Source organism: Cyanobium usitatum str. Tous (assembly GCF_963920485.1).
GTDB classification, from domain to species: Bacteria; Cyanobacteriota; Cyanobacteriia; order PCC-6307; family Cyanobiaceae; genus Cyanobium_A; species Cyanobium_A usitatum_A.
In genome coordinates this window covers 1,426,925-1,447,805 of record NZ_OY986431.1, presented here as the reverse complement: position 1 = coordinate 1,447,805, position 20,881 = coordinate 1,426,925, and the positions used below count along the sequence as shown (strand labels likewise).

The following is a 20,881-nucleotide window of genomic DNA, read 5'->3' as shown; positions in this document are numbered from 1 at the left end:
GTGAAGCCACGGTTCACCCGAATCACACGTACCCCGTTTCTGTAGCCGCAATGCTGATGATGGAAAAGCCGCTATCACCAAGAATCCTCACGGCTCTGACGCTTGCGGCTAGCGGTAGTTCTTGGAGTGAAGCCGCAGGTGCAGTTGGTATGAAGGCCCCCACCTTGCGCAAGTACGCCAAGGACCCCAGGGCTAACGAGTTCGTCGAACGAGTTGTTCGCGAAAATCTGAACCAGGCAAATTCCCTTATTGCTAATGCCTCTCCCCGTCTTGCAGAGGAGCTGGTGACCATCGCGCTAGACCCTGCGGTGAAGGCATACGCGCGAATCAGCGCCATTTCCGAAGCGTTCAAGATCTTGAGCCAAAACGTCCTGGAGGCCGAGCAGCGCAAGCAGCTCCAGGCGATTCGAAGCCAACTCCAAGCCATAGAAGACGGCGTGGATCACTCGCAGGTGATCGACGTGTAGCCCTGCACACCTAAAGACCTATGGAACGCCAAGTCAAAGACCCGACATTCGAGATCGGGCAACTGCTGCGAGCAGCGGCTATCGCCGGGATCGACCCCAAAGACATCCCGAGCAACGCTCATCCGTGGAGTTGGTCTGATGACCGAGCCACTTCCTGGCAAATCGCCTACCGAAGCCTCAACCCGGTCGGTGCCCAAGATGCCGAGATCGCCTACGGCCGCCCCCTGAGCTTGGCCCTACAGGCGGCATTGGACGGTTTGGAGGCAATGACCCCCGACCTGGTGCACGAACTTGAGCTGAAGCGCCCCCACCGTCATGCCGAAATGCGCGAAGCGGCGTTACAGGACGCCTTGGCGGGGATTGAGGAGTCCCTGGCAACCGAACGGGCTCGCAGGGCCGAACGCACCCCCACGCCCGAGCAACTCCGACAACAGCAAGCAGCATCCCGCAACGCCGCCGCCGCACAGCTACGCGAGCAGAACGGTCTGATTGGCGTCATCGGTTCGTGAGACGAACATTCTCTGAAGGGAAACAAGACGCTGAAAACGCTCGAGCCGGTGCCTTATGACTACTTCACCAGAACAGCTAAGACGCCAGCGTGACCCCGTTCGGAGCCGAGTGATGATCGCATCAGTCGGCCGTTGTGTAGTTGAGCTCCACCGTTCGTGTGGGGAAAGCGAATGCGATGCCTTGTTCAGCGAAGCGCTTCACGATCTCCAGGTTGATGCGCTGCTGCACGGTCATCGCTCGGTCGAAATCATTGGTGGGAACGAAATACACGAGTTCGAAATCAAGACTGCTGTCGTTGAAGGCCACAAAGTGACAGCGATCAAATTCGGCATCGCCTCCCCCTTCCACAATCCCCTTGAGCAGCTCTGGAATGCGCTCCAACGTGGCGTGGCTGGTGTCGTAGGTCACCCCAAGGCGGTAGATCAGGCGCCGGCGCTGCATGGCGCCGTAGTTGGCCACCACTGACTCGGTGAGCGCGCTGTTGCTCATCACGATTGCTTCACCGTTGATGCTGCGCAGGCGAGTGCTGCGCACACCCACGCGCTCCACCGTGCCCCACACATCGCCCACGTTGATGAACTGACCACTCACAAAGGGTTTGTCGAGCAGGATTGTGATGTATTCAAAAAACTCCGCCACCGGCTCTCGCAGGGCCAGTCCGACCCCGATGCCGCCGGCACTCAGCAGGGCCCAGATCGCTGCCATCTGCACACCGATGTTCTGCAGATAGAACACCGCTCCCACGGTCCACACCAGTGCCCGCACCAAGGGCGCCAGCGAACTGATCATCGTGGCGACGGCATCGTTGTTCTGGCGGCGGGCCCAGCTCTGCAACAGCCGAATACTGATGCGGTTCACCAGCCGCACCAGCAGGATCACCAGGATCAGTTTCGCCAGCCCGAAGGCCACCTGATCGCCGGCTGCGCTGGTGGAAATGATCTGCCACGCCACGGCGGCACTCACTACCCAGCCGGCCGGGGGAATCGTTTCTCCCAGCGCCTGCACCACGAAGTCGTCAGTCTGGTTCCTTGTGCGCCGCACCACCCGGCTCAGGGCCAGTGTGAGCACCCGCGCCAACAGGGTCGAAAGAAGTCCGCCGCCCACCAGGGCCAGCAGTGCAGGCAGGATGGTTCCCGGGGCCAGGGGCATCACGTTCGGGATCTGTTCTTGGCCACTGTCGCCTTCTTGCCGACAGTCGGCAATGGCTGCAAGCGTGCTCAGGCGTCAAAGTGATCTGTCTCTGGATGAGGCCTAGTTCTCTCCAGCACAGATGTGGAGTCATAAAGAAGCTCGCCTGGACAGGAGCAAGACCTTCACCCGTCACATCTTCATAGGCAGTTGGCTACCCGTTGATGGGTTCATACAGATACCGCTGGAAGCGGGCGAACATATCACCAACCTCTTTTGGTCCACCTAGGTCGTTCAGTGCATCAGCAATCGAATTCTGGTAACGAAGCCTCAGAAGTGGCGCAAGCTTCTCCTGCGCCAACTCCTGAACGCCCATCGTCACGTAGTGCTGCAGCACGAAGTTGATAAAGACCTGCTGCTTAGAGCTGAAGCGAGAGTCGACATACAAGCGGGCTTGTTGGGCACGCTCTTCTCGCGGGATTGGACCAAGGGCATAGGCGACGTAGGCCAGCACGTCGAACAGGTCGCTGTTTTCAGCTGAAATGATCGATTGGATTTCAGCAAGCTGCTCGCCACCAAAACCTTTTTCAGCCAAGCCCTGCAAGAGCTTGCTACGAGTGGCTGGTGAACTCCATATCTCACGGAGTTCGGCCTCATCCTTAGCGAATTCAGGCAACTGGCCGTAGAGGAGCTCGATGAACTGGGTCGAGCTCATCGGCTTGCCATCAGGGTGCCAAAAGCTCGTCACCATCATGTGCTGCAGGGACCGTTCCTTCCCATCACCGAGCTTGATGCTGACCTTGCTACGGCGAGGTGATTCCTCGAGGCCTTCATCATCAGGCTCTTCAGGTTCGTCGACGTCGGGTTTGGGCTTTGGGGGCTTGTCAGGGGGGTCGACGGCTTCAGGGGGGCCATCCCATTCGGGATCACTAAACAGCTGGTATGCCTTGACGAAGTCGAGGATCGTGAAGTAATCCTTGCCGTCATAGAGGCGCGTGCCCCGACCGACGATCTGCTTGAACTCGATCATTGAGTTGACGGGTCGCAGCAGGGCGATATTGCGAATGTTTCTGGCATCCACCCCTGTTGAGAGCTTCTGCGAAGTCGTCAGGATTGTTGGGATCGACTTTTCGTTGTCCTGGAAGTCGCTTAGGTGCGTCTCGCCAAGCTCGCCATCGTCAGCCGTGACTCGCTGGCAGTAGTTGGGATTGGAGCTGCTCTTGAGTTGGTTGATTAGGTCGCGGATCGCCAGTGCGTGCTCCTGGGTGGCGCAGAAAACAATGGTTTTCTGGCGTTGGTCGATCTGGTTTAGCAGAATTTCTACCCGTTGCTTCTCGCGCTGCTTTATCTCGATGATGCGGTTGAACTCGGCTTCGGTGTAGCGGCGGCCGGCTTCCACATCACCTTCCAGCACCATGTCATCAGGTGTGTAGACGTATTCATCCAGCGATGTGCTGATCTGCTTGACGCGGAAAGGCGTGAGGTATCCGTCGTTGATCCCCTCCTTGAGTGAATAGGTGTAGACCGGCTCGCCGAAGTAGGCGTAGGTGTCGGTGTTTTCCGTGCGACGAGGGGTAGCCGTCAAACCCAGCTGAACCGCTGGCTTGAAGTATTCGAGGATGTCCCGCCAAGTTGATTCGCTGTTTGCGCCTCCTCTGTGGCACTCATCAATCACGATGAAATCAAAGAAGTCAGGCGGGTACTGCCCAAACCATGGGGAAGGCTTCCCATCTTCCGCAGGGCCTGACATGAACGTCTGAAAGATCGTCAGGAAAACGCTGGCGTTGGTCGGTACCCGACCCCTCCTGCGCAACTCATCTGGCCGAAGGCGGGCCAGGGCGTTCTCCTCAAAGGCCGCGAAGCTGGTGAAGTCGTTGAAAGCCTGCTTTGCGAGGGTGTTTCGGTCGGCCAGGAAAAGAATCCGAGGGCGTCTGGTGGGTTGGGAGGAGAGGTTCCATCTGGCTTGGAACAGCTTCCAGATGATCTGGAAGGCAATTGAGGTCTTGCCTGTCCCCGTGGCAAGGGTCAACAGGATGCGGTCTTTGCGGGCGGCGAGCGCTTCCAATACCCGTCTGACGGCAATGTCTTGGTAGAAGCGAATCTGCCAACTACCTCCCTTGTCTTGGTAGGGGATGGCAGAAAAGCGATCACGCCACTCGTTCTCAACTGCGAAGGTGCGGTTCCATAGCTCCTCTGGTGTGGGGAAGGTCTCAACCTCACCTTCCTCGCCACTGTCCATATCAATGGCATAGATCCCCTTTCCATTACTGGAGTAGGTGAAACGGATTTGCAGTTTGTCGGCGTAGTCCTTGGCTTGAGCGACACCCTCAGTTAGCGCTGCGGTGTCGGGCTTTGCCTCCACCACCGCCAATTGACAATTTCGATAAGTGAGTACGTAATCGGCAGTCAAAGACTTCCCACGCTTACCCGCGCCTTCAATACGGCCAGGAGTGATGGAGAACTCACGGCGAATCCTGCTGCCATCAACCACTCCCCAACCGGCTGTGGCTAGAAGCGGATCAATAAGTTCAGCGCGAGTTTCCGCTTCGTTCATTAGCGGTAATTAAAGCTCCCCACTGAAAGCTTGATGTAGTAGCGACTTCTTCAACACCTCTAGTGCGGCTAGCTTCCGCTCATAGAGGCGGGCGAGGCGTTGGGTTTCGGCGTCGATGGTTTTAAGTTTGGCAGCGATCTTCTTTTGCTCCTCAATTGGGGGAATCGGGATAACTAGCGATTTAAGGTCTTTAAAGTAGATGGCCGAAACGTTGGTCGAGCCGCTCTTCAATGCATTGAGCTCATCCGCAACGCTTTTGGACGAGAACGCAAGCAGAACGAATCCGGGATCAATCCCTCTGTGAAAGCGGATTCGCATAATATTGTTGTTATACAGGACGATATCATTCGAGTCGGATTCATAGATGCAGGACTTTCCGACCAACTCGTGACTATTCCGCGTGTTGAACAAGAAGTCGCCATCCTTGAGCGAGAATTTGCTAACCTCTTCGGCAATAGCATCAACGCAGGTATAATTTGAGAAATCAAAACCACTGTTCCGTGTAATGTTGTTCATCTTCACGTAGGGCCAAGCTTTGTCGTTCCCTTGCTCACTGCTGTTCTTGGTGAGGCCAATGATGTTGCTTTCAATCATTTCCTCTAATGTCGTCTTCACCCACGCTTCTCCATTCTGGGTGAAGACAGATTGGAGGTGGCTTTCGAAGAGGGCGCGGGCATTTTGGAGGTTCTTTTCGGCCTTGGCTTTGGCGGTGGCGATGCCCTCAAACGCTTCGTCCAGCAGCCCAACAATCCGCTGCTGTTCGGCTAGCGGGGGGACGGGAATCGGAATCTCACGCAGGCGGCCTTGGTTGAGCTTCGGAACGGTCAGGCCTGAAACAAACTCGATCAGGTCGGTGTGGTTTAGGTGGTAGATGAGCCAGTTGTCGACAAGCACGGTTCGATGCGGCCTCAAGACATGAGCGTGATTGTTGACCCATATCTTTCCCTCGACTGCGAAGGCGGTGTTCTCGCCTGATGCCCACTTCGCGCCATCTTCGCCGACGAGAACCAGCGGTTCGTCGAACAAATATCCGGCGACGTTGTCGAGCACACCGGTTGCACCGTAGTAGGGATACTCTCCGGCCTCGCGGTCTCGCTTTGTGATTGGCTTGCGCTTGTGGTCGAGCACGTCGCAAAGCTCGCCTAGGAGCTCTGTTTTCCACCCCTTCTTCATAGCAGCGCCTTGATGTTGCCAAGCACTTGCGCACTCTCGGCGTCCAGTGCGGTGATTTCTTCCATGATTTCTCGCGGGCTACGGTGCACGATTTCCTCGCCGCCATTTGGGTTCTTCACGGACAAGTCAAGCGAATCCGGGTCGATGGCCGCGACGTCCAAGCTCCAGCTTTTGGGCGAGTCTGCAAAGTTCTGTTGTAGCTCAATAAACTCACTCAAGTCACGGTCATTGAGTGGATTGGTTTTACCCATGTTGCGACCTGGATCCAACTGGTAGAACCACACCTTCTGGGTTGGTGTGCCCTTCTCAAAAAACAGGACGACCGTTTTGACTCCTGCTCCCTGGAACGTCCCACCAGGGCAATCGAGCACGGTGTGGAGGTTGCACTCTTCAACGAGCTTCTGGCGCAAGGCCACAGAAGCGTTGTCGCTATTGGAGAGGAAGGTGTTTTTGATCACTACACCTGCCCTGCCACCTGCGCGAAGCATCCGAATGAAATGCTGCAAAAACAGGTAGGCAGTTTCGCCAGAACGAATCGGGAAGTTCTGTTGAACCTCACTGCGTTCACTTCCACCAAAGGGTGGGTTGGCAAGGATGACGTCATAGCGATCACGCTCCTGCACATCGCTCAAGTTCTCGGTGAGAGTGTTTGAGCGGATGATCTTGGGTGCCTCAATCCCATGCAGGATCATGTTCATGATGGCGATCACATAGGCGAGGCTCTTCTTCTCCTTGCCAGTGAAGGTCTTTGTTTGAAGGGTGTTGAGGTCTTCGGTGGTGAGCTCTCGGCCTGTTGAGCCGCCCTTACTCATGAACTCAAAGGCTTCGCACAAGAAGCCCGCAGAGCCAACCGCAGGGTCGTAGACGGTCTCGCCAATTTGTGGGTTGACGACCTTGATGATCGAGCGAATCAGTGGCCGGGGGGTGTAGTACTCACCGCCATTTCGGCCAGCGTTACCCATCCGCTTGATCTTTTCCTCGTACAGCATCGAGAGCTCGTGCTTCTCGGCTTGGGAGCGGAAGCGCAGGCAATCGATCACGTCGATGATTTCGCGCAGGTTGTAGCCGCTGGAGATCTTGTTGCGGATCTCCCCGAAAATCTCACCGATCTTGTATTCGATGGTGTCTGGCCCGATGGCCCGTTGCTTGAACTGCTCCAGGTAGGGGAACAGGCGCTGGTTCACAAAATCACGAAGGTCATCGCCCGTGACAGCGGCGTTGTGATCGAGCTGACCACTGGCGTCCTTTGGTGCAGCCCAGCTGTTCCAGCGGTATTGATCCTCAAGGATCGGTTGGTGGCTGCGCCCCTCGAGCAGGGCCATTGCGGCGCGATCCTCCTCAAGACCATCGAGGTATTTGAGGAACAGAAGCCAAGAGGTCTGCTCGGTGTAGTCGAGCTCGGTGCCACAACCGGACTCCTTACGAAGGCAGTCGTCGATTGCCCGGAACGCCTGTTCAAAGGAGCTGCCGGATTTTCCATTGCTGGCACGGGGGGTCCTGGATCGCTTGGCAGGATCAGATGGCCCTGCGGGCGAACTAGCGCCCTCTTCGGCAAGGGCAACAGAACCACCACGCCCTCTGCCTGAAACGATGAGCCCGCGGCTCAGAAGTTGTGCCTTGACCGCCTCGTAGACAGGGTCTTCCCACTCGAGGAACTCGCGAAGACGCCCATTGCCAGCAGATCCACCAAGGGCTGTGAGAGCGCCGAGGAACTCGTCGAGCTCCAGATCTAGCTCTTCTGATGGGGCAGTGGCTTCAGCGCTGTAGGTCAAAAGCTCCTGTGGGTTCATTGGGTAAGGGTGCCAGACCTTTGAGCTACGCCAAAGCCCTTGAAGCCAATACTGCCGAAGCGATGGCTTCGAGTTGGGCACGGGACAGCTTCTTCACCTGTAGCGGGGGCGCTGTGACACCACTGGCTTTGAGAAGCGAGACCAGCTCTGCCTTCTTGTATTTGGAGTAGCCCTTCAGCCCTGCGCGGGAACAAAGGCGCTTGAGGTCGGTTACCGCCAGCAGGGCCAAGTCACCCTTTACTAGGGGCGCCAGAGCCACTTCCAACGTTTCTGCAGCGCCCTGGGCCGCGGGAAGGCTTGCCGTTGCAGTCTCTTCAAGGTCACGGTGGCGCAAAGCCAAGAAGGCTTCCTGGTTCTCGAAGTGCTGCTCAAGCGACCTCGTGTGAGCACCAAGAGTTGAGCCCAGTGACTGGAGCTGTTCTCGGAACTGATCGGATAGGAGCTTCTTTGCCACTAGCTGGCTGTGGAGGGTTCCGAAGGTGCCACCCATTCGTCGTCCATGAGCTGGTCGACGGCCTCGAGGAAGTCGTCCACGCCTGAGCGAAGGTCGTTCTGAGCCTTAGCTGACCAGTAACCGACAGACAGGCTCTGCTCGTCGACCACCAACTTCAAGCGGCGGAGCTCATCCACTGCGTTCTCGAAGTGCTCGAGCTTGGCCAGGACTGTGCCCATCGATTGGTAGTCCTCGCTGATAGCACGTAGCTGCTCCGACAGCACCTTCTTATCGTGAAGGTGCGTCTCGACTTCCACTTCAAGCCGTTTGCGCTCAAGTTCGAGTCCTTCGGCCGTGTTCTTCCAACGCGTGACCCACCCCTTGTAGGCGCCTGCCTGGCGATTGGAAGCCTTCAGGGCCTCGCGCATCTCCCCGTAGTAGCGCCTTAGATCAGCGAACTGGACAAGCTTGTGGACCAGAGGAAACCGCTTTGAGCCAGTCCCAGGCTTGTCAGTCGTTGCAGGGGTACTTGCCATGGTCTGACTACCTGGTCATTGGAGCCTAGGGAATAGCTCTAGCCCCAGACCAGAGCTTGAGGGAGCGGGTCTTATGCGGCCCCGCTTTAGTGGTTGTCTTCGTGCCTGTGATCCTCTTCAGGGGTGCGTCCCCGTGATCTCCACACGCACGCGGGGATCTATGGACCTGGGACTACGGAGTGACGAACCGAGTGACCGCTGCCCGCACCTCGAATTTACGCCGCGCATGCCACCTTCAAACATCTGCGTAAGCGCCCCACTGGGGTTCCACCTGCTTCCAGCCTTGGCCCTGCAGTTCGCGCCAGAGCTTCCTGGCGTCATCGCGGCGCATGTGGCTCCGGGCCTTGAGCAACGGTGGCTCACCAGTTAGTGGGCGGCCTGAATCGACGAAGTACATCGGGTGCGCGCTCCAGCTCTTGGGATCGAAGTGGAACCGCATCGTGTTGGCGGTCCTGGGGTCCTGTATCCACGCCTGCTTCTTCATAGCCTTGCCCTTAGTACGCCAGTACTAATCCTGGGCGCCTTGCTCTGTCAAGGAGCTGTCTCCATAGGTGGAGTCAGGCCAGCCTGGGGCCACGCTTGGATGCCGACCAGGCCGCACTGTGGTGATGGCGCTGGAGGCCGCCGCTGGCGGTTGAGGGCGATGGTGGGGGGCAAGGTAGAGACCAAGGAGAATCTCAAGCAGACGGTTTATCCCGATGGCGCCTTTTTTGCTTTTCATCACTGGCGTGCTGGCTGGCTTGATTGCCGGATTCATCCTCAGCCGCTTGTTTCAGCGGGGGAGTACTGGAGATGGCGCCGGGGAGCGTCGACTTCTGGAGGAGCGTTTGCTTAAAGCCGATCAGGGACTGGAGCATTTCTCACGCCAGCTTGAGATTCAGAGCGCAGAACTCAAAGGAATCCAGCAGGATGCACTGCAGGCTCGCGAAGCGGCTGCCATCAGCCGGACAGAGCTAGAGGCAGTGACACGAGAGCGCGATGCTCTACATCGAACCCACCTGGCCAACCACGAGCTAGTGGAGCAGACCCGAGCGGAACGCGAGGCGCTTTCCACCTGCCTGGCCGAAACCAGTGAAAAGCTTCGCTCCCAAGAGAGCCAGACCCAGTTCCTGGAGCAGGCTCGCACCGATCTGTTAACCCAGTTCCGCTCACTCAGTGGCCAGATGCTGGATGGCTCTCGCGAAGCGCTGCTGAAAAGTACCAAGGAAACGGTGAGTGAACCGTTCGCAAAGGAGGTGCAGCAGCTGCGGCAGCAGGTCGAGAACTTGCAGAAGGACTCCAACGCCAAGCTGTCAGTGCTGGCGGAAACCACCAGAGATCTCCGACAGCGCAGTGAAGACGTTCAGAGCGCAGCCCAGCAGCTCACCTCTGCCCTGCGGTCCCCGAATGTGAAAGGCCAGTGGGGAGAGGTGAACCTGCGCCGCATCCTTGAGTTTGTGGGACTGATCAGTTACTGCGACTTCGATGAGCAGGTGCATGTGGGCACTGACGAGGGCGCTTATCGACCTGACTGTGTGATCACAATCCCAGGCTCACGCCGACTGATCGTGGATGCCAAGGCGCCGATTGAGAGTTACCTCGATGCCTTACAAGCCAACGACCAAAGCCAGCGGGAGGCGGCACTGAAGGAGCACCTGAGGAAGGTGCGTAGCCATATCGATCTCCTGAGTAAGAAGGACTACGCCAATAAGCTCAACACCCTCGGCCAGGTTGTAGATGCCGTGGTGCTTTTTATCCCGGTGGAAGGCGCCCTTTCGATGGCTCTAGAGCGTGATCCGCAGCTTCTGGAATATGCCTTTAGCAAAAATATTATCCTCACTTTTCCAACTAGCTTGTTGGCGATTCTCAAGGGCCTGTCGATGACGATTCAGCAGGCGGAGATCGCAAGGAACATCGATGAGATTCAGGGGCAGGCTGTTGAGCTTCACAAACGCTTTCTACTCTTTATTGATAAGTTCAATGCGATAGGTGTCAACCTGACGCGCCTGAACAAAAGCTTCAACGACGCAGTGGGATCAGCACAAGGTCGGCTTCTCCCGCAGGGTCGCCGCTTCGCCGAGTTGGCTGGCCAGGGCGGAGAACTGAACCTGGGCGAGACAATCGACGAGGCAGTGCGGGAGATTCAGGCAGGGAGCTAAAACCCGACCACTGCTCAAGATGCCATGGCTGGGCCGGGCCCGATGCAGTGCTGCCAGAGCTGCTCGACGGCCAGGACCGCCACAAGCTGCTGGCCGCGTGGCTCAAGGGCGACGAGTGAACTGGGCTGGTTGTTCCCCGTCCTCTACTTCTTGGGGTCTTGCTTAAGCGTGGCGGCGACGGTGGCTACATCCTGCTGTTCGAGCCAGCGGTGATACGTGCGGTGATGGACGTCCAGGGAGTGGCCCATTGTCTTGGCTGCAAGAGAGGCGTTCAAGTTGCGGCGAATGCTGCGTATTGCCCAGCAATGCCGCAAGTCATAGAGCTGGATTCCATCGCTGCGCGCCACCAGCCATTTCCCCCAGGCCCCTGTGAGTCGTTTGGCCTCAAGGCTGTCGTACTCCTCCGGCCTGCCGATGAGGCAGATCCTTTTGTCCTCTGGCTCAGTCCTCTCGTCCAGCGGCAGGGCTAAGGCCGTCCGCCGTTTTGGCAGCATCCCTTTCCGCTTTATGGTCAGCACTTCGGCTGTGCCATCAGCCTTTGGCTTCAGGGAGAAAACTTCCGCTGGGCGGCAGCCGTAGGTAATGAGGGCCCACGTAGGCCACGACCACTTGTGCCCTGTCGGCAGTTCGTTCATTAGTTCGATCAGATCAGGCTCGCTGGGCAGATCACGCTCCTTCGGCTCATACGGAGTTCGAATTTCATCGAGACGCTCCAGCCCTGCCAAGGCGACGAGGACGCCCAGACGCTTGAACACCTTGCAGGCTTCCAACCTTGTCCTGCTGTTGGATTTCGTGGTTTCTGCCACCGCGATTAGCAGATCTGTATTGATGGTTGCTGCTTGGGGCAGTCGCCTGGTTTCCGCCTCCAGTCGCTGCCAGGTACGAAGCGCTGCGCTGTTGCTGCGATCTTTCCCCTTCCAGAAATCGACTTCGAGCATGGCTACAGCCGCAGCCACAGTCACTGGATTTCTGTAGTTGTTGTTTGTCGGAATCACCGTTGGCGCCACCCATGGCAGTGGGCTTGGCAGGATGCCCGTCTTGGATATAGCGCTGGCAAGCTCAATTACTCTGCTCTCGGCAGTAACCAGCTGGCCCGGATTGGCGGCGACATCGAGCTTCACTCTGCGCTGAGCCCTCTTGCCGTTCGCGTCTGTGTAAACGCCGCGCCAGTAAAAGCCTCCTCGGTAGACCGCCATGCTGCCGCGTATTCCCCGAGCGTTCAGCGCCTCGCTGGTTTTAGAGACTAGATCTTCCACTGAGCCTATTTTGAGCCTGTAAACCTGCCGGAATCATCCCGCAACGTCCGGAAGCCAGCAAGTCGACACCTCAGGCTGGCTTGCGGCTAAGCACTAAAAAACCCAGTCTAAGACTGGGCATTGCGGCTATTATTGAAACGGAGAGGGCGGGATTCGAACCCGCGGAAGCTTTCACTTCGCTGGTTTTCAAGACCAGAGCCATCAACCACTCGACCACCTCTCCAGAGGCTCGGTGCGGCAATGCCACACCAAGCAGCTCATCTTAATTGATCAGTTGTTGCCCGGCTTCGCAAGTGGCAGCAGGCACTTGTCTGAATCACAGCCAGCTGGGCCTGCCTCCACCAGCTCACCGCGGTCGTAGCGCTGTAGAGCTTCGAAGAAGCAGGTGGTGCTGCGACGGGATGCCACCTCAGCGTTGAGACGCAGGTAGGTGGCGTGGTCGATTGGTTCAAATGGCAGCCGCGGGAAGGTGGCATTGGCATCAAAGCGGGCCAATAGGGCGGCGGAGATGTAGCCCTCGCCTTGATCGATTGCCTGGTAAATGGCATCGGCTAGTGGTTCTATTTCATTTTCTCGGAACTCCACCGTGGCTGAGGTGTTGTGGGCTGTGTAGTGCTTTTGCACCTGCATGTAGAAGTCAAATTGAGCTAACGCTGAGAAGTTGTTGATCTCCACCGCGTCGGCACCGGGGATATTGGCCCAGCTCACTTCGGTGGGAATTTCTACCAGCCACTCGGTGCAGCGGGGATCAAATGGATCATCCAGCAGGCGACCATGTTCGTCCTTATCGCTTTGGGAGGGCACGATCGTGTAGCCGTAGTCCATGCAGGCAAGGGCCACCGGATCGTTCTTGCGGAAGGTGATGCGGCGGATGAAGCGCTGGGCCTTGGGGGGGTGCCAACCAGGGGATGCTCCGGTGAGCAGGCTTTTGGTGCCGGCGGGCTGCACGGTGGTGCAGCGGTTGGGGCGGCGCAGGCCGTGGCGATCGCAGTAGTCCCAAACCGCCGTATTGACGATCTGCTTCCAGCGGCCTAGGAATTCGGCCTCCTTTGCCTTGAAGCCCAGGCCTTCGGCCGTGTTGGGCCGGCCCGCTTCCCACCAGGTGAGCCAGGGTGTGCCAAAGGCGTGCACAAAGAAGTCAAATAGGCCGGTGAAACTCACGCCCACGATTGGATCCCAGGTGCGGCTTTGGCGGTAGCGCTCCACCTCGAAGCGATGGTTGAGCAGGCAGGCCACGGCTAGGCCGGCGGCACGGAAGGACTCCTCCTGGGCGACTAGATCGGCGGGGTCGATCTGGTTGAGGTGGATTTCAGCCAGGTTGCAGTGGAAGTCGGCGCCGAGGATCTCGCCGCAGGGGTTAAGGCCGTAGCGGCCCAGGCGGTGCTCCAGCTCGGCGGCGCTGATCTCGGGGTGGTGGGTGGTGAGCCAGAGGCCGGCTTGCTCTCGCCCTTGGTCGCAGTAGATGCCGATGAACTCTTTGCGCAGCTCTGGGGTGGTCAGCAGGTCGGCGTTGGAGCGGGCGATGGCTTCTGGGGCGAACTGGATCGCGCCTTCACCACTCTGGAACTGCTTAACAACCGCCTCCAGCACCGTGGCCCGGTCGGGCCGGTTGTGGAAGACCCGGGTGTGGTTGGCCATGCGCAGCGAATCCCTTTCCGGATCGATGCTCCAGTTGCCCTCGCTGTCCTGCTGCCAGAGGTTCTCCTTAGCTCCGGCGGCGGAGTTGTCGTTGGCGCAGAACTGGCGCATGCCGGCGCTGCGGCGGATGTTGCCGGCCACGATTGTGACGGCAGCCTCATCGATCAGCAGGCAGCACTCCACCGAGGTGAGCTGGCGGCCTTGGGCCTTATTGAGGATCTGGGCTACGCGGCCGTAGAGGTCTTTGAGTTTCACCGGGTTGGCCATGCCACCGAAGCCCTTGAGGGTTTCGCCTACGGGCCGCACGTCGGAGAGATCGACGCTGATCTCGATCGGGCTGGCGGGGTCAAAGCGCTCGTCGCTGCAGAGATTGAGCAGCAGCTGGTAGCTGTCCACCCAGCCGCGGCGGGTGTCACCCACCTTGATGGCAACCCGGTTGGCCTCGATGCTGTGGCTGGTGTGCTCCTGGCGTTGGCCAGCTGGCGTGGCACCGATATCGGTCACAGCGGCGATGCTGAGCCGGTTGCGTACAGCCGGCAAGCGCCCGATCAGGTGGGGCTCAATGATGGCGCCGGTGCCGCAGCCCATCATGGCCAGGTCCATCATCAGACCGAAGGCTTCCCAGTCCACCAGGTTGGTGGAGGTGCAGTTGTAGGCGCCGGAGAAGTTGTGCTGCTGCTCGATCCATTCGGTGCCGCCGATCCACAGCCAGCGCCCTGAAGGCAGAGCTTTCTGCTGCTGCTGCATGCGGCGCATCAGCTCCACCTCCGCCTCGCTGAGGTTGCCCAGCTTGCTCAGGCCGCCGAGGTTGCGCTCAGCCACCTGGTGCCAGCTTTCCCGGCCGGTCTCGGTTTTGCGGCTGTAGGTCCGGTAGAACACCGGGTTGGCAGCAGGGGCGGTGGCTGGGAAATCGAGAGCCTCGCCCGCCGGTTTGCCGCTGGCGGCGGCAAACGCCTTTTCAGCCGCTGCAGCTTCGGCGTTCTGACTGGCGGCTGTAGGGGGCGTGGCTGAGAGCGTCACAGGCAGTACGGCCCGAAGTTGAGCCGAACCATAACGCCACAGGTGGGGTGTGCAACATCTGGTAGACACCAGCGACAGTGCGCTGCCCAGTAAGACTGCGCCACAATGGATCTGGAAATCTTGATTTCGATGCAGCGCGTTCCGGAGCCGGAGCTGATGGACGAGGCAGGCCAGGTGCTGGCCTACGCCCAGGCCGATTTCGCCGCCTCCGATGCGGCGATGGTGGAGCGGCTGGCCCAGCTCTGCGGTGATGATCCCGGCCCGGCCCTGCTGGATCTTGGCTGCGGCCCGGGCAACATCAGCTTGCTTCTGGCCGCTCGCTGGCCTGCTGCAAAGGTTTTAGGGCTCGACGGGGCGCCGCGGATGCTGGCGGTGGCTCAGGAACGCTTAGCTGGAGCCCCGCCAGAACTGGCGGATCGGCTGCGCTTTGAGCTGGCGCTGCTGCCACTTGCTGCCCCTGGCGAGCTTGAAGCACACTTTTCGGCAGTGGTGTGCAACAGCCTTTTGCACCACCTGCACGATCCGGCTGCCCTCTGGCAAACGGTGGCCCAGCTGGGCGCCCCTGGGGCGTTCGTTTATGTCCAAGACCTGCGGCGCCCCACCAGCCCCGAGGCAGTTGAGGCTCTGGTGGCCGCCAAGATTGCGAGCGCCACAGAGTTGTTGCGGCGCGACTACCGAGCCTCTCTTTACGCGGCCTTCACCCCAGAGGAGGTGCAGCAGCAGCTGGAGCAGGCCGGGCTGGCCGCCCAGCTCCAGGTGGCGCCGCGTCAGGAGCGCTACCTGGAGGTATGGGGCCGGCTCAACTAAGCGGACTTGCAGACTGGGATGACAGGAGTGGATGTAAATGTCAGCATTGACGTAGCTTAGTGATGGCTACCTGGGCATTCCATTGTTGCCAGTTCGACGCCCCCGTCGACGCCGTAGGCCCCAGCTGCTGCCCTTGGGGGCGCTCGTGCTTGCTCTCGTTCTGGCAAGCGCCGGTTGGGCCGGTTTTAGGCCAGATGGGTTGGCTCCCCGGTTAATGCCCTCCGATGTTTCATCCACCTCAGTTGCTGCTGTGGCAATTCCCCAGCAGGTGGCTTCTTCCCAGATTGAGCTTCCACAGCCTGGGGTATTGCAACTAGGAGTTTATCTCACTGTCATAGATGACATCAATCTACTGGCCAATCAGTTCGGGGCTGAGTTTTTCCTCTGGACCCGCTGGTCTGGTCCTGCAGACGGGAATCCCAGTGATCGTCTTGCAGTGCTCAATGCTCCCAGTGACAACGATATTGATCGCTTTGAGCTGCTGGAGAGGAGTCAGATGGGCGAGGTGAGCTGGAGTCTCTACAAAGTGCGCTGTCGTGTTGCCATGCCGTGGCGGCTACATAACTACCCCTTTGATCGCCACAACTTGCCTATTCGGATCGGTTTTGCCAATCCTTTCCAGCAGGATGTTGTTTTTTCTGTGGACAAGGCGGGCAGCTCGATTGACCCTGAATTTCTGCTTTATGACTGGAAGGTATCGGCGCTTCAGATAGATTCCAGTGCATGGAGCTTGCGCAGTCAATTTGGTCTGCAGCTACAGGACACCGATGGAATCGCCATTCAGCCGGTGGTCGACCTGTCTGTGGCGATTAATCGCCGCAGTGAGTTGGCACTTGTGTCCAGCTTTCTCGGCGACTTTTTGGCCGTTGTTCTTTGCATTCTGGCATTGATAATTCGCCACAGTCGTGACGATCTGATTCTGGGCGCAATTTTCTCTGCAGCCGGTAATTCTGTTTTTCTGGCGCAGCTGCTTCCTGTTTCTGCGCTTTCCGGCTTTGCAGGTCAGATTCAGATCATTATTTACCTTGGAATTGTTTACGTTGTAATTGCCGATGAACTTCTGGATCGAATATTTTCAGGCTCTACTGAGAACATAGTGAAGGCATTGCGACCACTGTTGCTGCCCAGCTACGTGTTGGCTACCGTGCTGGCGATTTACTGGATCACCCCAGCAAATGTCTTTTCTTGACCCGATGGCTTTTCTGTAGTGAAATCTATTCTTCGCTGGAATGATCTGATCTCGGCGCTCTTGTCTCTGTTGGTGTTACTGGGTGCAGGCATGCTGATCCGCGCCAAACTTGCCGACCGTTCCACTATCGAGAATGACTGGATACTCACGGTGGATGAGCAGCGTGCCCTGCCGGAGGGAGTTATGCCTGTGGTGGTTATGCGCACCCCCTGGTATGACGAACAGTCGTTGCCTTATATTGTATTGAAGTTGGTGCTTTCTCGCAGTGGTGAGCGCTATGCCATGGGCTATTCAGCGGAAGCCCTGGATGAGTTGAAAGCTGAGCAGCATCTCGCCGCTTCAACCGGACCAACGCGAACCAATCCCCAAGGTCTTACCGTCGCTATGTTTGGCGCCATGGATGCCCAGGGTAACGGAGTAATTAGCATTCCATTTCCTGCTGATGGCGGTCTGCTGGGGCTCCGCCTTCTCTGCGTCAATCAACTAGATCAGAGCCGTTTTGGATCGGTAAACACTATCGATGGTCTGCGGCCCTACTTGGCGGTGCAGGGGTTGGGTTGGATGGATGCTGACGTGCTGGCTGACAACGGTTTGCCTGTATATGAAGTTGCGGCTGGTTCCTATCTAAATTTGCTAGACCAGGGTCGCGTTGACTACCTGCCGCGTGGAATAGTGAGTGTGGAAGAGGAGTGTGGCAAGGGTGCCAAAGAGGGAGGTTTTTCGAATGTCTCGATTGACTCCACGCTCTTGATTGCTTACCCCAATGCCTTTGTATTTGTGGTAAATAAGCATAATCGCCGTCTACTGAAGGCTCTCGAGCTTGGTTTTGAGCGTGCCATGGCCGATGGCAGCTTGCAGCGTTTGCTGCAACAGCGATTTTTTACCCCCTGGTTGAAACGCCACCTGCGCCTGCGTGAGCGGCGCATGTTGGTGCTGTCCACTCCGGCGACCGAGGCTGTTCGAGCTGAGATTCCCTCCTCAGCCTGGTTGGTCCCCTGGAACCGGATTCCCAGGGCCAACGCCAATGCTGCCGCCATGTCTGCAGAAATTCTCTGCAACGAATCCTTTTTTGCTCCCCTGTGCTGAGGTCTCCGGCGCATTGGACCGGTACAGGCCCTGCTGGGATCGTCCTGGTGACCCCTTCGCCGCGGATCGGCTGCCCCGCTCCACGGATCCCCCGGTCTCTGCGGCAGTGCTGTGTGAGGGATCTTTTTTTGCCCCGCTGTGCTGAGCTGACCCTGCCTGGCAGGCTGGGCCGATGACCACCAGCAGCAACAACCCTCCCGAACTGCAGGCCCTGGCCGAGGCCGTGGCCCGGCGGCGCAACTTCGCGATCATTTCCCACCCAGACGCGGGCAAGACCACCCTCACCGAGAAGCTGCTGCTCTACGGGGGCGCGATTCAACAGGCCGGCGCCGTTAAGGCCAAGGGGGAGCAGCGCAAGGTGACCTCCGACTGGATGGAGCTGGAGAAGCAGCGCGGCATCTCGATCACTTCAACGGTGCTGCAGTTCGACTATGCGGGCAGCACGATCAACCTGCTGGATACCCCCGGCCACCAGGACTTCTCAGAAGACACCTATCGCACCTTGGCCGCCGCCGACAACGCGGTGATGCTGGAGGACGCGGCCAAGGGCCTGGAGCCCCAGACGCGCAAATTGTTTGAGGTGTGCCGCATGCGGCGCATCCCGATTTTCACCTTCATCAACAAGATGGATCGGCCGGGGCGCGAGCCCCTGGAGCTGCTCGATGAGATCGAGCAGGAGCTGGGCCTGGCCTGCTGGCCGGTGAACTGGCCGATCGGCAGCGGCGACCGCTTTCGCGGCGTGATCGATCGCCGCAGCCACGACGTGATCCTGTTTCAGCGCGCCGAGCGCGGCCGCCAGAGCGAGGAAAAGCTGCTCACGGTGCAGGAGGCTCGCGATACGGGGGCCGTGGAGCCGGAGCTCCTGGCTCAGGCCCTGGAGGAACTGGAGTTACTGGAGGGGGCTGGCGCCGACCTCGACATGGAGCTGGTGCATGCCGGTGAGCTCTCCCCTGTTTTCTTTGGTTCGGCGATGACCAACTTCGGCGTGAGGCCGTTTCTTGATGCCTTTTTGGAGCTAGCCCAGAGGCCGGTGGGCCGCGCCAGCAATGCCGGTGAGATCGATCCGATCGGCCCCGGTTTCAGCGGCTTTGTGTTCAAGCTGCAGGCCAACATGGATCCGCGCCACCGCGACCGGGTGGCCTTTGTGCGGGTGTGCAGCGGCAAGTTTGAAAAGGACATGACAGTGCAGCACGCCCGCACCGGCAAGGCCATTCGCCTATCGCGGCCCCAGAAGCTGTTTGGCCAGGACCGGGAGGTGGTGGAGGACGCCTACCCCGGCGATGTGATCGGCCTCAATAATCCGGGCATGTTCGCCATTGGCGACACCCTTTATCTAGGCCAGAAGGTGGAATACGAAGGGATTCCTTGCTTCTCGCCGGAGATCTTTGCCTGGTTGCGCAACCCCAACCCATCGGCGTTCAAGAGTTTCCGCAAGGGCGTCAATGAGCTGCGCGAGGAGGGGGCGGTGCAAATCCTCTACGACACAGATGAAAGCAAGCGCGATCCAATTCTGGCGGCGGTGGGCCAACTGCAACTGGAGGTGGTGCAATACCGGCTTGAGCACGAATACGGCGTGCAGACGCGGCTTGAACCGCTTGGTTTTGCGGTAGCTCGCTGGGTGGCGGGCGGCTGGCCAGCGCTGGAGCAGGTGGGGCGGATCTTTAATTGCAAGACGGTGCGAGATGCCTGGAACCGGCCGGTGCTGCTGTTCAAGAACAGCTGGAATCTGGGTCAGCTGGCGGAGGAGCACCCGGAACTGGAGCTGAGCGCCGTGGCGCCGGTGGTGAGCGGAGTGGAGCCGATCAACCTATAAACCGATCAACCTATAAACCGATCAACCTATAAACCGATCAACCTTTAAGCCGATCAACCTTTAAGCCGATCAACCTTTAAGCCGATCAACCTTTAAGCCGTTCAGGCGCACGAGCCCATGTCCAGCAGGGGCGATACCGGCGGCGGCCCATAGCGCTCCATATCCTCTCCCCAGTTGCCAACTAGCCATGGCCTCCTTCCTGTCCCTGTGGAAGGCCTGCGGTCCGGTAGTGGTGCCCCTGCTGGTTTTATCGGTGGCGGTATTCACCGTGGGATTTGTAGGAGTGCCTTTTGGTGGCGCTGGTTTGCCCCTGGTCGCCGTTCCTGGCGGTAGCTGCGTCATTGCGCCAACCCCTGATGCAGCAGCCAAGCGCTGCACAACCAAGGCTCTTAACCGCCTTGGTGCCCCTGGTGGCAACCACCATCACCGTGTTGCTGGCGGTTGCTGCCCTGCCCCAGCCTGGCAGCGATGGCCACGATTCCGCGACAAGGCCTGGCAGACCTGCCGCCGCCGCCTCCATCCAGCCTGCCCGCTGGTGCTTTCGCTGGCGACTTCTAGGGGCGCCACTACCACCAACATCACCTCCACCAGCCCTAACCGGGTCTTAAACCGGGGACTACCGAGCCTTTGCTTGGCGGCGCAGCTGGCTCCATAGCGTTGTGCCAGCCCACTGGCTTGCTCCTCGATGGTGTTCACGCCCTCTCTTCAGCCGGGTCGCAGCGATAGCTTCCGCGACCTGCTTGAGACCAGTTACGAGAAGCGCAGCCTGGTGCACCTTGCGGCGGGAAGCCAGGTGCCCCTGCTCAAGCGCAGCGTTTGGCTGGTGGTGCGAGGCATGGTGAAACTCACCGCGATTTCGATCCATGGTGATGAGTTGCTGCTGGGGTTAGCCGGCCCTAACGAGCCCTTCGGCGATCCCCTCACCAATGTTGAGGCCTACTCGGCCAACACCTTGGTGGACAGCGACCTGCTCTGCGTCAGCTGCGACGAAATTCAGCGCTCGCCCAATCTGGCCATGGGCCTGCTGCAGGGCATGGCCTCGCGCTACCGCCAGAGTGAGGCCCTACTGGCCCTGCTCGGCCTGCGCCGCATCGAAGATCGGGTGCGCGGCTTCCTAGAGCTGCTCGCCAACGACTACGGCCAGCCCTGCGAACAGGGCCTGCGCCTTCAGGTGAAGCTCACCCACCAGGAGCTAGCCAGCACCCTCAGCACCACCCGGGTCACCGTGACCCGGATTCTCGGCGCCTTGCGCGAAGAGGGCTGGCTCCACATCGACAGCCAGCGGCGGCTGGTGGTGAGCCATCTCCCTCAGCAGCGCAACCAGCATCGATGAAGCAGCCGTT

General features: G+C 59.0%; 18 protein-coding genes and 1 tRNA gene. 9 read left to right on the top strand and 10 right to left on the bottom strand.

The window, feature by feature from the left end; translation table 11 throughout:
• Positions 1–149: 149 nt before the first annotated feature.
• On the top strand, positions 150–467 hold the full coding sequence (locus U9970_RS07895; RefSeq protein ID WP_322763769.1) for a hypothetical protein: 318 nt from the start codon (positions 150–152) through the stop codon (positions 465–467).
• 20 nt (positions 468–487) lie between these two features.
• Positions 488–976 (top strand): hypothetical protein, encoded by a 489-nt coding sequence (locus tag U9970_RS07890; protein WP_322763768.1) that lies wholly within the window; start codon positions 488–490, stop codon positions 974–976.
• Positions 977–1,097: 121 nt separating this feature from the next.
• On the opposite strand, the gene U9970_RS07885 is transcribed toward U9970_RS07890, so the two are convergent.
• The 7 genes from U9970_RS07885 to U9970_RS07855 form a co-directional block, all read right to left on the bottom strand.
• On the bottom strand, positions 1,098–2,126 hold the full coding sequence (locus tag U9970_RS07885) for a mechanosensitive ion channel family protein (RefSeq protein WP_322763767.1): 1,029 nt from the start codon (positions 2,124–2,126) through the stop codon (positions 1,098–1,100).
• Between the two features lie 193 nt (positions 2,127–2,319).
• On the bottom strand, positions 2,320–4,659 hold the full coding sequence (gene hsdR, locus U9970_RS07880) for an EcoAI/FtnUII family type I restriction enzme subunit R (RefSeq protein WP_322763766.1): 2,340 nt from the start codon (positions 4,657–4,659) through the stop codon (positions 2,320–2,322).
• A gap of 9 nt (positions 4,660–4,668) precedes the next feature.
• Complete coding sequence (locus U9970_RS07875) at positions 4,669–5,832, bottom strand: restriction endonuclease subunit S (RefSeq protein ID WP_322763765.1); 1,164 nt, start codon at positions 5,830–5,832, stop codon at positions 4,669–4,671.
• Positions 5,829–7,604 (bottom strand): type I restriction-modification system subunit M, encoded by a 1,776-nt coding sequence (locus U9970_RS07870; protein WP_322763764.1) that lies wholly within the window; start codon positions 7,602–7,604, stop codon positions 5,829–5,831. Before U9970_RS07870 ends, U9970_RS07875 begins: the two co-directional genes overlap by 4 nt.
• A gap of 43 nt (positions 7,605–7,647) precedes the next feature.
• Positions 7,648–7,851, bottom strand: coding sequence for a hypothetical protein (locus U9970_RS07865; protein WP_322763763.1), 204 nt, complete (start codon positions 7,849–7,851; stop codon positions 7,648–7,650).
• A 224-nt stretch (positions 7,852–8,075) separates the two neighbouring features.
• Positions 8,076–8,483 carry a hypothetical protein gene (locus U9970_RS07860; RefSeq protein WP_322763762.1) on the bottom strand — a complete coding sequence of 136 codons (408 nt, stop codon included), beginning with the start codon at positions 8,481–8,483 and terminating at the stop codon, positions 8,076–8,078.
• A gap of 343 nt (positions 8,484–8,826) precedes the next feature.
• On the bottom strand, positions 8,827–9,075 hold the full coding sequence (locus U9970_RS07855) for a DUF1651 domain-containing protein (protein WP_322763761.1): 249 nt from the start codon (positions 9,073–9,075) through the stop codon (positions 8,827–8,829).
• Positions 9,076–9,289: 214 nt separating this feature from the next.
• Between U9970_RS07855 and rmuC the strand changes: the two genes are divergently transcribed.
• Positions 9,290–10,729 carry a DNA recombination protein RmuC gene (rmuC, locus tag U9970_RS07850; protein ID WP_322763760.1) on the top strand — a complete coding sequence of 480 codons (1,440 nt, stop codon included), beginning with the start codon at positions 9,290–9,292 and terminating at the stop codon, positions 10,727–10,729.
• Positions 10,730–10,872: 143 nt separating this feature from the next.
• Here rmuC and U9970_RS07845 read toward each other — a convergent pair whose 3' ends face one another.
• From U9970_RS07845 to nrdJ, 3 genes are all read right to left on the bottom strand, one after another.
• Complete coding sequence (locus U9970_RS07845) at positions 10,873–11,985, bottom strand: site-specific integrase (protein WP_322763759.1); 1,113 nt, start codon at positions 11,983–11,985, stop codon at positions 10,873–10,875.
• A gap of 138 nt (positions 11,986–12,123) precedes the next feature.
• Positions 12,124–12,208: transfer RNA gene (locus U9970_RS07840), tRNA-Ser, on the bottom strand.
• Between the two features lie 47 nt (positions 12,209–12,255).
• A complete protein-coding gene (nrdJ, locus tag U9970_RS07835) occupies positions 12,256–14,685 on the bottom strand; it encodes a ribonucleoside-triphosphate reductase, adenosylcobalamin-dependent (protein ID WP_407653109.1) in 2,430 nt (809 codons plus the stop codon).
• A gap of 87 nt (positions 14,686–14,772) precedes the next feature.
• Here nrdJ and U9970_RS07830 point away from each other — a divergent pair, with 87 nt between their 5' ends.
• The 6 genes from U9970_RS07830 to U9970_RS07805 all read left to right on the top strand — a co-directional run bounded on the left by U9970_RS07830 (position 14,773) and on the right by U9970_RS07805 (position 20,871).
• Positions 14,773–15,450, top strand: a complete 678-nt coding sequence (locus U9970_RS07830) for a class I SAM-dependent methyltransferase (protein ID WP_322763757.1) — start codon at positions 14,773–14,775, stop codon at positions 15,448–15,450.
• Between the two features lie 145 nt (positions 15,451–15,595).
• The gene (locus tag U9970_RS07825) at positions 15,596–16,639 is read left to right on the top strand and encodes a ligand-gated ion channel (protein WP_322763756.1); all 1,044 of its coding nucleotides are present in this window, start codon (positions 15,596–15,598) and stop codon (positions 16,637–16,639) included.
• Between the two features lie 18 nt (positions 16,640–16,657).
• Positions 16,658–17,725, top strand: coding sequence for a hypothetical protein (locus U9970_RS07820; protein WP_322763755.1), 1,068 nt, complete (start codon positions 16,658–16,660; stop codon positions 17,723–17,725).
• Between the two features lie 172 nt (positions 17,726–17,897).
• On the top strand, positions 17,898–19,538 hold the full coding sequence (locus U9970_RS07815) for a peptide chain release factor 3 (protein WP_322763754.1): 1,641 nt from the start codon (positions 17,898–17,900) through the stop codon (positions 19,536–19,538).
• Positions 19,539–19,725: 187 nt separating this feature from the next.
• Positions 19,726–20,193, top strand: a complete 468-nt coding sequence (locus tag U9970_RS07810; RefSeq protein ID WP_322763753.1) for a hypothetical protein — start codon at positions 19,726–19,728, stop codon at positions 20,191–20,193.
• A 30-nt stretch (positions 20,194–20,223) separates the two neighbouring features.
• The gene (locus tag U9970_RS07805) at positions 20,224–20,871 is read left to right on the top strand and encodes a Crp/Fnr family transcriptional regulator (protein ID WP_254999584.1); all 648 of its coding nucleotides are present in this window, start codon (positions 20,224–20,226) and stop codon (positions 20,869–20,871) included.
• The last annotated feature ends 10 nt before the right edge of the window (positions 20,872–20,881 follow it).